The sequence below is a fragment of the Streptomyces sp. JN8 genome, assembly GCF_055808075.1.
In genome coordinates, this window is sequence record NZ_CM147852.1 from 5,622,968 (window position 1) to 5,637,857 (window position 14,890).

At 73.3% G+C, this 14,890-nt stretch carries 11 protein-coding genes; 4 read left to right on the forward strand and 7 right to left on the reverse strand.

The window, feature by feature from the left end; all coding sequences use genetic code 11:
• Window positions 1-278 precede the first annotated feature (278 nt).
• Complete coding sequence (gene ppdK, locus ACY0MR_RS24745) at window positions 279-2,990, forward strand: pyruvate, phosphate dikinase (RefSeq protein ID WP_361849779.1); 2,712 nt, start codon at window positions 279-281, stop codon at window positions 2,988-2,990.
• Between the two features lie 578 nt (window positions 2,991-3,568).
• Window positions 3,569-4,591, forward strand: coding sequence for an ArsR/SmtB family transcription factor (locus ACY0MR_RS24750; RefSeq protein ID WP_388799009.1), 1,023 nt, complete (start codon window positions 3,569-3,571; stop codon window positions 4,589-4,591).
• A gap of 28 nt (window positions 4,592-4,619) precedes the next feature.
• On the opposite strand, the gene ACY0MR_RS24755 is transcribed toward ACY0MR_RS24750, so the two are convergent.
• Window positions 4,620-5,780, reverse strand: a complete 1,161-nt coding sequence (locus tag ACY0MR_RS24755) for an alkaline phosphatase PhoX (RefSeq protein ID WP_361849775.1) — start codon at window positions 5,778-5,780, stop codon at window positions 4,620-4,622.
• Window positions 5,781-6,130: 350 nt separating this feature from the next.
• On the opposite strand from ACY0MR_RS24755, the gene ACY0MR_RS24760 reads away from it, so the two are divergent.
• The gene (locus tag ACY0MR_RS24760) at window positions 6,131-6,580 is read left to right on the forward strand and encodes a group III truncated hemoglobin (RefSeq protein WP_392863506.1); all 450 of its coding nucleotides are present in this window, start codon (window positions 6,131-6,133) and stop codon (window positions 6,578-6,580) included.
• Between the two features lie 115 nt (window positions 6,581-6,695).
• Window positions 6,696-7,109, forward strand: coding sequence for a VOC family protein (locus ACY0MR_RS24765; RefSeq protein ID WP_361849771.1), 414 nt, complete (start codon window positions 6,696-6,698; stop codon window positions 7,107-7,109).
• A gap of 10 nt (window positions 7,110-7,119) precedes the next feature.
• Here the strand turns inward: ACY0MR_RS24765 and ACY0MR_RS24770 are convergent, their stop codons facing one another.
• The 6 genes from ACY0MR_RS24770 to ACY0MR_RS24795 form a co-directional block, all read right to left on the reverse strand.
• The gene (locus ACY0MR_RS24770; protein ID WP_473555416.1) at window positions 7,120-7,884 is read right to left on the reverse strand and encodes an SDR family NAD(P)-dependent oxidoreductase; all 765 of its coding nucleotides are present in this window, start codon (window positions 7,882-7,884) and stop codon (window positions 7,120-7,122) included.
• Between the two features lie 93 nt (window positions 7,885-7,977).
• Entirely contained in the window at window positions 7,978-9,258 is a 1,281-nt protein-coding gene (locus ACY0MR_RS24775) for an MFS transporter (RefSeq protein ID WP_473555418.1), read from the reverse strand.
• 476 nt (window positions 9,259-9,734) lie between these two features.
• Window positions 9,735-10,319: a TetR/AcrR family transcriptional regulator gene (locus ACY0MR_RS24780; RefSeq protein ID WP_392863505.1), complete on the reverse strand. Its 585-nt coding sequence runs from the start codon at window positions 10,317-10,319 to the stop codon at window positions 9,735-9,737.
• A gap of 37 nt (window positions 10,320-10,356) precedes the next feature.
• Entirely contained in the window at window positions 10,357-10,743 is a 387-nt protein-coding gene (gene nirD / locus ACY0MR_RS24785; RefSeq protein WP_473555421.1) for a nitrite reductase small subunit NirD, read from the reverse strand.
• Entirely contained in the window at window positions 10,740-13,253 is a 2,514-nt protein-coding gene (gene nirB, locus ACY0MR_RS24790) for a nitrite reductase large subunit NirB (RefSeq protein ID WP_473555423.1), read from the reverse strand. Before nirB ends, nirD begins: the two co-directional genes overlap by 4 nt.
• Window positions 13,250-14,635, reverse strand: a complete 1,386-nt coding sequence (locus ACY0MR_RS24795) for an NAD(P)/FAD-dependent oxidoreductase (RefSeq protein ID WP_473555426.1) — start codon at window positions 14,633-14,635, stop codon at window positions 13,250-13,252. The genes nirB and ACY0MR_RS24795 overlap by 4 nt, the downstream gene beginning before the upstream one ends.
• Window positions 14,636-14,890 lie beyond the last annotated feature (255 nt).

Sequence of the window (14,890 nt, forward strand, 5' to 3'; positions counted from 1 at the left end):
GCACCGCCTGAAGGGTGGCACCGGGTGCCACCCTTTTTGCGTTCAAGACTTGAATGCAAGTGCCGCGATGGGTGCTCATGTGAGCGTTTTTCCTCTGGTTTCGGTCATGGCGTCTTCGGGGTCTGAAAACGGAAGCTACTTCTCGGTTACTTTCGATGTGCTGGCGGACGGGTGGTTAAGGCCACGTGACCGCTAGGCGTACCTCCCCAGAAGCCTTCGATCTGGGTATGTTCCTCGCCGTCAGGGCAGCCAACCGAGTCATCGAGGAGTCGGGACCCGTGTCGGAAAACAATGATCAGAAGTTCGTGTACGACTTCACCGAGGGCAACAGGGACCTGAAGGACCTGCTCGGTGGCAAGGGCGCGAACCTGGCCGAGATGACCAACCTCGGTCTGCCGGTCCCCCCCGGGTTCACGATCACCACCGAGGCGTGCAAGGTCTACCTCGAGAGCGGCTCGGAGCCCGTCGCGCTCCGCGACGAGGTGAGCGCCCACCTCGACGCGCTGGAGCAGCGCATGGGGAAGAAGCTCGGCCAGGCCGACGACCCGCTGCTGGTCTCGGTGCGCTCCGGGGCGAAGTTCTCCATGCCGGGCATGATGGACACCGTCCTCAACATCGGCCTCTCCGACGCCTCCGTCGTCGGCCTCGCCCGCCAGGCGGACAACGAGCGCTTCGCGTGGGACTCGTACCGCCGTCTCATCCAGATGTTCGGCAAGACCGTCCTCGGCGTCGAGGGCGAGCTCTTCGAGGACGCGCTGGACGAGGCGAAGTCCGCGAAGAAGGTCGCCAGCGACACCGACCTCGACGCCGCCGACCTCCAGCGGGTCGTCGAGCACTTCAAGAGGATCGTCAAGGCCGAGACCGGACGCGACTTCCCCCAGGACCCGCGGGAGCAGATGGACCTCGCCATCGAGGCCGTCTTCAACTCCTGGAACACCGACCGCGCCAAGCTGTACCGCCGCCAGGAGCGCATCCCGGGCGACCTCGGCACCGCGGTCAACGTCTGCTCGATGGTCTTCGGCAACCTCGGCCCGGACTCCGGCACCGGCGTCGCCTTCACCCGCGACCCCGCCTCCGGCCACGAGGGCGTCTACGGCGACTACCTGCAGAACGCGCAGGGCGAGGACGTCGTCGCCGGCATCCGCAACACCGTGCCGCTGGCCGACCTCGAGGGCATCGACAAGACCTCGTACGACCAGCTCATGGAGATCATGAACACGCTGGAGACCCACTACAAGGATCTCTGCGACATCGAGTTCACCATCGAGCGCGGCCAGCTCTGGATGCTCCAGACCCGTGTCGGCAAGCGCACCGCCGGCGCCGCCTTCCGCATCGCCACGCAGCTCGTGGACCAGGGTCTGATCGACGAGGCCGAGGCGCTCCAGCGCGTCACCGGCGCCCAGCTCGCCCAGCTGATGTTCCCCAAGTTCGACGAGGCCGCCAAGGTCGAGCAGATCGGGCGCGGCATCGCCGCCTCCCCGGGCGCGGCCGTCGGCAAGGCCGTCTTCGACTCGTACACCGCCGTCAAGTGGTCCCGCTCGGGCGAGAAGGTCATCCTGATCCGCCGCGAGACCAACCCGGACGACCTGGACGGCATGATCGCCGCCGAGGGCATCCTCACCTCCCGGGGCGGCAAGACCTCGCACGCCGCCGTCGTCGCCCGCGGCATGGGCAAGACCTGTGTCTGCGGCGCCGAGGAGCTGGAGGTCGACACCAAGCGCCGCCGGATGACCACGTCCGACGGCCAGGTCGTCGAGGAGGGCGACGTCGTCTCCATCGACGGCTCCACCGGCAAGGTGTACCTCGGTGAGGTACCCGTCGTACCGTCCCCGGTCGTCGAGTACTTCGAGGGCCGCATGCACGCCGGCGCCGACGACGCCGACGAGCTCGTCCAGGCCGTCCACCGGATCATGGCCTACGCCGACCGCGTCCGCCGGCTGCGCGTCCGCGCCAACGCCGACAACGCCGAGGACGCCAACCGCGCCCGCCGCTTCGGCGCCCAGGGCATCGGCCTCTGCCGTACCGAGCACATGTTCCTCGGCGAGCGCCGCCAGTTCGTGGAGCGGCTCATCCTGGCCGACACGGACGCCGAGCGCGACGAGGCCCTGGAGGCCCTGCTGCCGCTCCAGCAGACGGACTTCGTCGAGCTCTTCGAGGCCATGGACGGGCTGCCCGTCACGGTCCGCCTGCTCGACCCGCCGCTGCACGAGTTCCTGCCCGACATCACCGAGCTGTCGGTGCGCGTCGCCCTCGCCGAGTCCCGCAAGGAGCCGCACGAGAACGACCTGCGCCTGCTCCAGGCCGTGCACCGGCTGCACGAGCAGAACCCGATGCTGGGCCTGCGCGGCGTCCGCCTCGGCCTGGTCATCCCCGGCCTGTTCACCATGCAGGTCCGGGCGATCGCCGAGGCCGCCGCCCAGCGCCTCGACGCCAAGGGCGACCCGCGGGTCGAGATCATGATCCCGCTCGTCGGCACCGTGCAGGAGCTGGAGATCGTCCGCGAGGAGGCCGAGCAGGTCATCGCGGAGGTCCAGGCCCGCACCGGCGTCGAGCTCAAGCTCGCCCTCGGCACCATGATCGAGCTGCCGCGCGCCGCCGTGACCGCCGGTCAGATCGCCGAGGCCGCGGAGTTCTTCTCCTTCGGCACCAACGACCTGACGCAGACGGTCTGGGGCTTCTCCCGCGACGACGTGGAGGCCTCGTTCTTCACGGCGTACCTGGAGAAGGGCATCTTCGGGGTCAGCCCCTTCGAGACCATCGACAAGGACGGCGTCGGCGCGCTCGTGCGCAGCGCCGTCCAGGCCGGCCGCGCCACCCGCCCCGACATCAAGCTCGGTGTCTGCGGCGAGCACGGCGGCGACCCGGAGTCGGTGCACTTCTTCCACGAGGTCGGTCTCGACTACGTCTCCTGCTCGCCCTTCCGGATCCCGGTGGCGCGCCTGGAGGCCGGCCGCGCGGCGGCCGAGTCGAAGGGCAGCGACAGCCGCTGAGTCCTGCTGAACGGGGGGTCAGGAGCGGCGGTCGGGCCCTCCTGAACCCCCGTTCAGCAGCGGGAATCACCGAACCACTCCGGTACGACCGGGGGCGCCGCCGGTCACTCCACCACCCTCACCGGCGGGCGGCGGCCCCGGAATCACGGCGACGGGACGGACACCTTTGTGCGGAGGTGTCCGTCCCGTCGTTTGTTTGTTGAGCGGATGTGAGGAGTTGTTCAATTGCGCCTGATTGAATTATTGGCCATTGAACTTTCTCGTCCTCCGCAAAGGATCCACCGCAAAGAATGAGGCGGGCGCGACCCCCGGATCCCCACCCGGAGGCCGCGCCCTTTACCGCTGCCGGGCAGGTGAGCCGCAACCCTCGCCGACCGCCGCCGGACGGGCAAAGCCCCCCACGGTCTTCACCACGTCACCTCGGTCCAGAAGGTTTCCTGCCCGACCCGTACAGCTTTTCGGTTCCGCCCCCATTGCCGCGATGCTTTTCAACTGTGGCTGAAACACCCTGGTAACGTGCAGTGATGCTGTGCATACTCGACGTCGGGGGTGGTTGCGAGTGCACAGGTGGGGACGTCATGCTGCGGATTCATTTCACCGGAAACGATCTGGCGGGGGTACGGACCGCCGCCCGGCCCGATGTTCTGTGGGAAACGATTCTCAGCTTTCACCGTTTAAGGGACCGGCGCGGCCCCGTCGTCTTCGGGGAATGGCGCTCCGCAACCCGGATGCGGCTCGGCGGTGAGACGAGGCTCCTCGCGGCGCTCGTTCCGAGCCGCGGCTATTTTCCCGACTTCCTGACGCCCGCCGAGGGCGTCCACGGGCTCGACGAGGGCTTGGAGGCGGTCCGCGGCACCGACCCCGGACGACTGCGCGGCGAGCTCTCCCTCCTCGCCGCCGACCGCTCCGGCGGGCGCACGGTGCCGCATTCGCTGCGCGCCCTCGCCGACGGCGGCGCGGGCCCCTTCGGCCGGCTCCTGGGGGCGCTGCGGAGCTACCACCGCGCCGCCGTGGAGCCGTACTGGCCGCACATCAGGGCCCGTGTCGAGGCCGACCGGGCGCGGCGCGGCCGCGCGCTCCTGGACGGCGGCGCGGACGAGCTCCTCGCCTCGCTGCCGCCGATGCTGCGCTGGCGCGCGCCCGTCCTGGAGGCCGACTACCCGGTCGACCGGGACGTCCACCTCGACGGGCGGGGGCTGCTGCTCCAGCCCTCGTACTTCTGCCGGGGGACCCCCGTGGTGCTGCGCGACCCCGCGTTGCCCCCGGTCCTCGTCTACCCGGTCACCCACGGCGAGGCGCCGACCGTCCGGGCGCCTGGCGGCTCCTCGCTCGCCAAGCTGGTCGGCCAGACCCGCTCGGCCGTGCTGCACGCCATCGGCGACGGCGGCACGACGAGCGAGCTCGCCCGCCGGGCCGGGGTCTCGCTGGCCTCGGCGAGCCAGCACGCCGGGGTGCTCCGCGAGGCGGGGCTCATCGCGACCCTGCGGCACGGGAACGCGGTCCTGCACACCCTGACGCCGCTGGGCGCCGCCCTGCTCGGCGGCGCCCAACGGACGGTGGACCTGCGGTGCTACGCGCGGAACGGGTCGGCCGGCTCGTAGGGGAGCGGGGCCCGTCCACCGCGCGGCGTCAGGCGCGGAACGGGCCCGTCACCTCGTAGGTGATGCCGCCGGAGGAGCTGCCGCTGGTGCCCCGCTGGCTGGAGAAGTAGAGGCGCCGGCCGTCGGGGGAGAAGGCGGGGCCGGTGATCTCCGAGGAGGACTGGCCGTTGATCCGCAGGAAGGGCGCGACGACGTCGTCCGGGGTGATGACGCAGATCTCCATGGTGCCGCCGTCCTCGGCGATGAACAGGTCGCCGGAGGAGGAGCCGGTGACGTTGTCGACGCCGGTCAGCGGGGCGGCGCCGCCGGGCACGAGCGAGTCGTCGTAGGCCAGCTCGTAGGTGCCGGACGCGAGGTTCAGCTGCCAGAGCCGGTTGTCGCCCTTGGTGGTGAACCAGACGGTGTCGTTGGCGTAGTGGCAGCCCTCGCCGCCGTTGAACTTCTTCGCGCCCGAGACCTGGCTGCGGGTCGCGGTCGGGGAGCCGTCCGGGTCGGGGACGTTCTGCCAGCTGAAGGAGCCGCTCGCGGCGGTGCCCGCGACCAGTACCTGGAGGGTGCCGGCGGAGAGGTTCCCCCAGGTGGTGGGGATGAAGCGGTAGAAGCAGCCGTTCGTCTCGTCCTCGGTCAGGTAGACGACCTTGCGGACCGGGTCCGCCGCGGCGGCCTCGTGCTTGAAGCGGCCCATGGCGTCCCGCCGGACGGCCGCGTTCACCCCGTACGGGTCGGTCTCGTAGACGTACCCGAGGCTGACCTCCTCGCAGGAGAGCCAGGTGTTCCACGGGGTCCGGCCGCCGGCGCAGTTCTGCCGGGTGCCGGACAGCACGCGGTACGCGCCGGTGACGGCGCCGGTCGAGCCGAACCGCAGCGCGCTCGCGCCGCCGCTCGGGTTGATCTCCGAGTTCGACACGTAGATCCAGCCGGTGCCGTCGGCGAAGCAGGCGCCGCCGTCGGGGGCGCTGTGCCAGGTGTACGAGGTGCCGGGCACCGTCTGGCCCGACCGTGCGACGACCCGGCTGGTGAAGCCGGCGGGCAGCAGGATGCCGTTGGCGTCCGCCGCGCCGAGGGCGCCGTACGGGCCTGCTCCGGGCTGCGCGGGGGCCGCGTAGGCGGCGCCGTGCATCAGGGTGCCGCCGAAGGCCGCCGCCGACGTGCCGATGACCGCTCCGCGCAGAAAACTGCGTCGCTCCACGTGTCACTCCTGGGAAGGGTGGTGAACCGCCCCGTCAGACCGGTCGGCGACGGGGTCGCGCGCTTCCGGAACCTAGGAGTACGGAGTTGACGGTGCATCAACAAGCGGTGACGGGGAAGCGGCGGGTCCCTGTCGGGCGGGCGGGTCCGGGGGCCGCGGTGCGGTCCGGGACTCCGGGGCGCGGGTGGGTGGTGCGGTGCGGGACTCGGGGGTGCGCGGTGCGGACTCGGGGGTGCGCGGTGCGGTCCGGGGCGGGCCCGGGCTCGCACGGGACTCCGCCCGCACGGACCCCGCCCGGCCGGGACCTTCGGCACTTGGACGGATCCGGTCCCGCGGGGACACTGGAGGGCATGCGTGCCACCCGGGACATCAGGGGCCGAGGCGACCTCGACGTGCTGCTGCGGCGGTTCTACACCGCCGCCTTCGCCGACCCCCTCATCGGGCCGTTCTTCACCGCGATCGCCGGCACCGACCTCGAAGCGCACCTGCCGCGCATCACCGACTTCTGGGAGCGCGCCCTCTTCCGTACCGCCGACTACGGCCGCGACGCCTTCGCGCCGCACGCCGCCCTCCACTCCGCCCGGCCCCTCACCGCCGCCCACTTCGGGCGCTGGGTGCAGCTCTGGCGGGCCGCCGTCGACGGCCTGCACACCGGGCCGCGCGCCGAGCGGGCCAAGGGCCAGGGCGAGCGGATCGCCGTCGCGATGCTCCGCCGGCTCGCCGGCCCCGGGGCCGGCACGGCGGGCGCGGGCGGTGGATTCGTACCGTTGGCCGCCCTTGAGCTGCGCTCCGCGGCCTGATCGGAAAAGAATCCCCGGGAGAGCGATGAGTTACGGGCGGGACGCCCGTCCTACCTCTTGAAAGCGCCGGAGCGACCGAAGCGACCGGAGCGACCGCAAGGGAAGAGAGCGCATCATGGCCCCGCAGATGATCTTCGTGAACCTGCCCGTCAAGAGTGTCGACGCCAGCAGGGCCTTCTTCGAGAAGCTCGGCTTCTCCCACAACCCGCAGTTCAGCGACGAGTCCACCGCCTGCGTGGTCTTCAGTGACACGATCTTCGCGATGCTCCTCGAGGAGGAGAAGTTCAGGTCGTTCATGGCCCCCGGCAAGGAGGTCTCCGACGCCACCAGGGCGACCGAGGTCCTGGTCACCCTGAGCGCCGAGAGCCGCGAGAGGTGCGACGAGCTGGCCGACGCGGCCCTCGCCGCCGGCGGCACCCCGGCGAAGGACGCGATGGACATGGGCTTCATGTACGGCCGCTCCTTCACGGACCTGGACGGCCACCACTGGGAGGTCTTCTGGATGGACCCGGCGGCCGCCCAGGGCTGAGCCCCGTGCGTCAGGCGGAGACGCCGCCGTCGATCACCAGATCCGTGCCGACGGCGGAGCCCGCCGCGTCCGACGCCAGGTACAGCACCGCCGCCGCCACCTCGGCGGCGGAGGAGATCCGCCCCAGCGGGGACTCCTGCTTCATCCGGACCTCCCGCCCGGCCTCCGTCTCGCCGGGCAGCAGCGACATCGAGGACTCCGCGGCACCGGGGCTGACCGCGTTGATCCGGACCCCGTCGGCGATGTGGTCCAGGGCCGCGGCCCGGGTGAGCGCCGACACGGCGGCCTTGGAGACCTGGTAGCCGAGGAGGCCCGGCTTCCGGACGTGCGGGCCCAGGTTCGACGCGATGTTCACGATGGCCCCGCCGCCGTGCGCCCGCATGTGCGCGACCTCGGCCTGCAGGGCGTGCAGCACGCCGGTCACGTTGACGTCGAGCAGCGTCCGCCACTCGTCCAGCGGGAGGTCGGCGGCGCTCCGGCCGCCGCCGCGGAACACCCCCGCGTTGTTCACGGCCACGTCGAGACCGCCGTGGATCTCGACCGTGCGCCGGACCAGCTCCCGTACGGACCCGGTGTCGGTCACGTCGGCCGTGACGGCCGCGGCGGTGCCCCCGGCGGCTTCGATCAGGCCCACCGTCCCCGCCAGGGGCTCGGCGGTGCGGCCGGCGACGACGACCTTCGCGCCCTCGGCGGCGAAGGCGAGCGCGATGGCCCGGCCGAGACCGGAACCGGCCCCGGTGACGAGGACGACGCGGTCGGTGAAGCGTGCGTTCATGTGAGTCGACTCCCGTGTGGCGTGTGGCGTGTGGCGTGTGGTGTGCGGTGTGAGCTTCCGTGCGATGCGGTCGTGGGGCGTGAGGACGCGTGCCTACCCGAGGCGGGACGCGGCGGAGGCGAGCGCGGCGAACAGGGCGGCGGCCGCCGCCAGGGACACCGCGTCCCCGCCGAGGGCGAGCAGCGCGGCGAAGACCACGGTCGGGCCGAGCTCCATCGCCGTGTTGAGGACGCCGCCCGCGAGGCCCGCCCGGTGCGCCGGGACGCCCTCGGTGGCCAGCACGGCGGCGGCCGCGAAGGACAGGGCGCCGCCCGCCGGCAGCAGGAGCAGGCCGGGGAGCAGGCCGTACGCGTACGGCACCGACGGCGTGAAGCCGGTGCCGGCGAGCAGGCCGAGCCCCGCGGCCGCCGTCCCGAGCCCGGCGGCGGTCACCCGCCCGGGGCCGTACCGCCCGATCAGCGGCCCCGCCGACCGGCCCGCACCCAGCAGGGCGACCGCGAAGGGCACGAACGCCGCGGAGGTGCGCAGCTCGTCCCAGCCGCGCTGCTGCTGGAGCGACAGCGAGAGCAGGACGAAGACGGAGGCCATGCCGGTCGCCGTGAGGCCGATCGCCGCGAGACCGAGGCCCCGGCGGCGGTCGCGCAGGAAGTCCGGAGGCAGCAGGGGGTCGGCGGTGCGCCGTTCCACGGCCCCGAAGGCGGTGACGAGGACGAGACCGGCCGACAGCGGGACGAGGACCGGGGCGGAGCCCCAGGGGTGCGCGTCGGTGAGGACGAGCCCGAGGCTGGCGAGGGTGGCCCCGGCGGTGGCCAGGAGCGCGCCGGGGAGGTCCAGGGACCGGCCGTCCCGGTCGCGGCCCGGTGGGGTCCGCGGCAGCGCGCGCGGTGCCAGGAGCAGGGCCGCGACGGCCACCGCCACCGGGACCGCGAACGTCCCGCGCCAGGACGTGGCCGCCGCGATCGCCCCGGAGAGCAGGTTCCCCGCCGTCGCGCCCAGCACCGAGAGGCCGCCCCAGGTGGCCATCGCCCGGCTGTACGCGCCGGGGTCGGGGAACAGGGCCCGGAGGACCGCCATCGCGGACGGGGCGACGAGCGCCGCGCCGACGCCCTGTCCGAACCGGGCGGCGAGCAGCGCCTCGTACCCCGGGGTGAGCGGCGCGAGGGCGGAGGAGGCGGCGAAGACCAGCAGCCCCGCGGTGAGGACCCGGCGCCCGCCGAAGCGGTCGGCGAGCCGGCCGCCGAAGAGGAGCAGCCCGGCGAAGGTGAGGCCGTAGGCGGCGCTCAGCAGGATCAGCTGGGCGCGGTCGAGCCGGAACTCGACGCCGATGCGGGGGAGGGGCACGGCGAGGGAGGCGAGCGTGAAGATCAGGGTCATCTGGACGGCCGCGAGGAGGGCGAAGCCGCCACGGGTACGGCGGTCCCGGGGCGCCGGGTCCTCGTGCGTCCGGCCCTCGCGCTCGGGGCCTTCGCGCGCGGGATTCCGGCGCGCACGGCTCTCGTGCGCCGGGCTCTCGTGCGCCGGGCCCCCGCGCCCGGGCGCTTCGTGCGCCGGTCCTCCACACCCCGGGCCTTCGCGCACGGCACCCTCGCGCCCGCGACCTCCCCGTCGCAGGCGGCTCCCCCGCGGCCGGGCCTCTGACGGCCTGCCCTCGTGCGCGGTCCCTCCACGCCGTGCCGCGCCTCGCGCCGTCCCGGCTCCGGCCTCCTCGCAGCGTCCGCCCTCGGCGGCTCCGCCGGGTTCCCCCACCTTCGTCGGCGACATGTCCATCCCCCGTATTTGACCGTACGTTCCAAAATAAGCCCCGAAGAAAGGGCGCCCCCCGTGGGCGCCCTTCCTTCCGTGCCGCGGCCTCAGTCCAGCAGCGCCAGGGCCTGTTCCGCCGCGTCCCGCACCCGGGCCGGCTCGCTCGACGCCTTGCCGACGACCCGGATGCCCTGGAGCAGGACCAGCAGCATGCGCGCCAGGGCGCGCGGGTCCCGGTCGGCCGGGAGTTCGCCCCCGGCGCGGGCCCGGGTGAGCGCCGCGTACAGGAGGGTCTCGATCTGCTCCCAGCTGAGTTCGACCCGGCGGGCCACCGCCGTGTCGTGCGGACCGAGCTCCGCCGCCGAGTTGGTGACGAAGCACCCGTTCGCCCGCTCCCCGTCGGCCGACGCCTCGGCGGCGAACCGGCGGACCAGGGCGCGGACCGCCGGCAGGGCCGGGCCCGGCGCGGACAGCTCCTCGACGATCCGCGGGTCGCGGGTCTCCAGGTAGCGGTCCATCGCCCTGAGGTACAGCGTGTGCTTGTTCCCGAAGGTCGCGTAGATGCTGGCCCGGCCGATGCCGAGCCGCTCCACGAGGTCCGACATCGTCGTCGCCTCGTAGCCGCGCGCCCAGAACAGCTCGAGGGCGGCCTGGAGCGCGGCGTCGGGATCGAATTCCTTGGTCCTGGCCACGAGAGGACCGTACGACTCTCTGGAACGATCGGTCAAGTTACCTGAGGCGTACCGGGAACACCGCCACCGCGACCTCGTCGTCGTCCAGGCACCGGCCCGTCTCCAGGTCGAAGCGCTGCTTCAGCAGCGGCGAGGCCACGAACGGCCGGCCGTCCGCCGAGCCGACGAGCCCCCGGGAGAGCACCTGCGCCCCGGTGAACGGGTCGCGGTTGTCGATCGCGTACGTCCGCCCGGTCCGGTCCCGGAAGACCGCCGCCTGCCGGCCGTCCGGCAGCAGCGCCGCCACTCCCCGGCCCGGGGTCAGGCGGCCCGCCTCGCAGACCGCCATCCAGGCGTCGGGGGACGGCGACAGTTCGAGGGTCGGCGTCCGGGGCGCCGGGGGCGGGGCGGGCGTCGTGGCGTCGAGCGTCGTCGGATGCGTCATCGGGAGGTGACCCCTTCCAGGGTGAGGAACGTGAGATCCGGCTTGATCTGGTCGCGCTCCGGCACGAAGCGGACCGAGGGGTCCGGTGCCTCCGGGGCGTTCACGAAGGAGACGAAGCGCCGCAGCCGCTCCGGGTCGTCGAGGGTCTCCGCCCACTCGTCCCGGTAGTCGGCGACGTGCGCCGCCATCAGGGCCTCCAGCTCGCCGCAGAGCCCGAGCGAGTCGTGCACCACCACGTCCCTGAGGTGGTCGAGACCGCCCTCCAGCCGCTCCAGCCAGGTCGACGTCCGCTCCAGGCGGTCCGCCGTCCGGATGTAGAACATCAGGAACCGGTCGATCAGACGCACCAGTTCGGCGTCCGAGAGGTCCTGGGCGAGCAGGTCGGCGTGGCGCGGGGTCGCGCCGCCGTTCCCGCCAACGTACAGGTTCCAGCCGCTCGCCGTGGCGATGATCCCGAAGTCCTTCGACTGCGCCTCGGCGCACTCGCGGGCGCACCCGGAGACGGCCGACTTCAGCTTGTGCGGGGCCCGCAGGCCCCGGTAGCGCAGCTCCAGTCCGATCGCCATCCGCACCGAGTCCTGCACGCCGTACCGGCACCAGGTCTGCCCCACGCAGGACTTGACCGTGCGCAGCGCCTTGCCGTACGCGTGCCCGGACTCGAAGCCCGCGTCGACCAGGCGGGTCCAGATCGCCGGGAGCTGATCCACCCGGGCGCCGAAGAGGTCGATCCGCTGACCGCCGGTGATCTTGGTGTAGAGACCGAAGTCGCGGGCCACCTCGCCGATCACGATGAGCTTGTCCGGGGTGATCTCGCCGCCGGGGATGCGCGGCACGACCGAGTAGGAGCCGTTGCGCTGCATGTTGGCGAGGAAGTGGTCGTTGGTGTCCTGGAGGGATGCCTGCTCGCCGTCCAGGATGTAGCCGTTGTTGAGGGAGGCCAGGATCGAGCCGACGGTCGGCTTGCAGACCTCGCAGCCCTCCCCGCCGCGCGCCTCCTCCCGTCCGTGGGAGTCGAGCAGCGCCGCGAAGGAGGTCACCCGCAGGGTGCGGGCGATCTCGTACAGCTCGCTGCGGGTGTACCGGAAGCAGCGGCACAGGCCCCGGTCGGCCGGGGCCGGCAGCAGCTTCTCGATGACCTTCACGCAACTGCCGCAGCCCGTGCCGGCCTTGGTGCACCTCTTCACCTCGGCGAGCGAGGAGCACTGGCCGATCGCGTGCTTCGTCACGTTGTGGCAGGAGCAGATCACCGCCTCGTCCGGCAGCGCCGAGGGCCCGAGGGCGACCGGCGTGCCCGCGCCCGCCGGGAGGACCAGCTGCTCGGGGGAGACCGGTGGGACCGTCCCGGTGAGCGGTCGCAGCAGGCCGTACTGCTCGGCGTCGCCGACCAGGACACCGCCCAGGAGGACGCCGTCGCCGCTCACCACCAGCTTCTTGTAGACGCCCGAGCGGGAGTCGGAGTAGACGACGTCGAGGCAGCCCTCGGCCGTGCCGTGCGCGTCGCCGAAGGACGCGACGTCCACCCCGAGCAGCTTCAGCTTCGTCGACAGGTCGGCGCCGGTGAAGCCGTCGTCCTCGCCCGCCTCCTCCGCGAGGGTCGCCGCCACCGTCTGGGCCATCTCGTAGCCCGGCGCCACCAGGCCGTACACCCGCCCGTCGGAGGCCAGCGCGCACTCGCCGATCGCGAACACCGCGGGGTCCGAGGTGCGGCACCGCTCGTCGACCGCGATGCCGCCGCGCTCCCCGACGGCAAGGCCGCAGTCGCGGGCCAGCTGGTCCCGGGGCCGGACGCCGGCGGAGAACACGACCATGTCCACGGCCAGTTCGGAACCGTCCGACAGTCGCATCCCCGTCACGGCGCCGTCCGCCGTCACGACCTCCTGCGTCCCCGTCCCGGTGTGCACGGTCAGGCCCATCCGCTCGATGGTGCGCAGCAGCGCGGCGCCGCCGCCCTCGTCGACCTGCACCGGCATCAGCCGCGGGGCGAACTCCACCACGTGGGTGTCGAGTCCGAGGCCCTTGAGCGCCCCGGCCGCCTCCAGGCCCAGCAGGCCGCCGCCGACGACCGCGCCGGTCCTCGCCGTCCCCGCGTACTCCTCGATGGCGAGCAGGTCCTCGATCGTCCGGTAGACGAAGCAGCCCCGGGCGTCCTTGCCGGGCACCGGCGGCACGAAGGGGTACGAGCCGGTGGCGAGGACCAGCGTGTCGTAGGCGAAGACCCGTCCGGAGCGGGCGGTGACCGTGCGGGCGTCGCGGTCCACCGACTCCGCCGCGTCGCCCACGTACAGCTCGATTCCGTGCTTCTCCATGAAGCCGGCCTCGACCATCGACAGGTCGTCCGGGGTCCTCCCCGAGAAGTACGAGGTCAGCTGGACGCGGTCGTAGGCCGGGCGCGGCTCCTCGCAGAGGACGACGATCCTGGCCCGCCCGGTGACACCGCGGTCGGCGAGCGACTCCAGGAACCGCTGGCCGACCATTCCGTGGCCGACCAGGACGATGGTGGGGGTGGTCATGAGGAGCCTCCGTCGTGGGTGAGCAGGTGCAGCAGGGGGGCCTCTTCGGGCAGGGCCTCGTCGCCCTCCCAGGCCCGGGCGAGCGTGCCGACGGCGGCCAGGTCGCCGAGGAGGACGCCGCCGACGAGGCGGTCCCCGCGGACGACGACCTTGCGGTAGGCGCGGCGGGTGGCGTCGGTGAGCTGGACGACGTCGTCGCCGGGCAGGGCGGTGGTCTCCCCGAAGGCGGCGAGGTCGAGCGGCTGCGCGCCGCCCAGGGTGAGCCGGGTGAGGGCGCGGGTGCCGGTGTAGGCGGCCGAGGGGGCGCGGTCCGCTCCCGAGACGGAGGAGGCACCGTCCGCTCCCGCGGCCCAGGGGGCGCGGTCCGTTCCCGCGGCGTCCGCCCGGGGAGTGGACGCCGTTCCCGCGGCAGCCGCCCCGGGAGCCGACGCCGTTCCCGCGGTGCCCGCCGGGGCCGGCGGTCCGGGCGGGGGCGGGGCGGCCGCCGAGGCCAGCAGGACCTCCGCCAGGGCGTCCGCCTGCTCCAGCGCCGGGCCCGCCAGCCCGTAGACCCGGCCCGCGTGTTCCGCGCAGTCGCCGATCGCGTGGACGTACGGATCGGACGTCCGGAGCTCGTCGTCGACGACGATGCCGGTGGCGACCGCGAGGCCCGCCTCCCGCGCCAGGGCCACCCTCGGCCGGACCCCGCACGCCAGGACCACGACCCGCGCGTCGAGGACGAAGCCGTCGGCCAGCTCGACGGCCGTGACCCGGCCGTCCCGCTGCCGCAGGCCGCTCACCCGGCACTCGGTGTGCACCTCGACCCCGAGGGCCTCGACGTGCTCCCGCAGCAGCTCCGAGGCCGACGCGTCCAGCTGGCGCTCCATCAGGCGCTCGCCCTGCTGGGTGAGCACCACCTCCGCGCCCACCGCCGCCAGCGCCCGCGCCGCCGAGACCCCGAGGAGCCCGCCGCCGATGACCACCGCCCGCGTCCCGGGCCGCACCCGGTCGCGCAGCGCCAGGCAGTCGTCGAGCGTGCGGAAGGCGTGGACGCCCTCCGGCGGCTCCGCCCCGGCCGGGCCGCGCAGTCCGCGCAGCGGCGGGAGCACCGGGTTGGAGCCCGTCGCCAGGACCAGGCGGTCGTAGCCGACGAGGGAGCCGTCCGCGCACTCCACCGTCCGCGCCGCCCGGTCGATCCGCACCGCCCGCACCCCGAGCCGCACCGGCTCGCGGGTCCCCGGCAGGGCGATGACCTCGGGGCCGTACCGCCCGGCGAGGACGTCGGCGAGCAGCACCCTGTTGTACGGGGCGTGCGGCTCCTCGCCGAGGAGGGTGACCGGCAGGCGCTGGGCGAGCCGGGCGCCCGCCGTTCCGCCCCCGACCACCACGATCCGTGTACTCATACCGGGAAGCGTGCGCGGCCGGTGTTTCCCGGCGGCATCCCGGCTGTTTCCCGTACGGAACGCTGATCTCCGTCCCCGCCCCCGCCCACTGTGAGGCCGGGCCGGGGGAGCGCCCGGGTTAACCCGTGGTCAGGCTCGGCTCAAGCCAGGCTTAAAGATCGGCGGGAGCGGGCTGAGCTGCGGATTCCCGTATACGGGCGGACCTACTGTGCCGGATGTGACCACCGAGGCCAGCCACCCTCTCTACGTACCCCT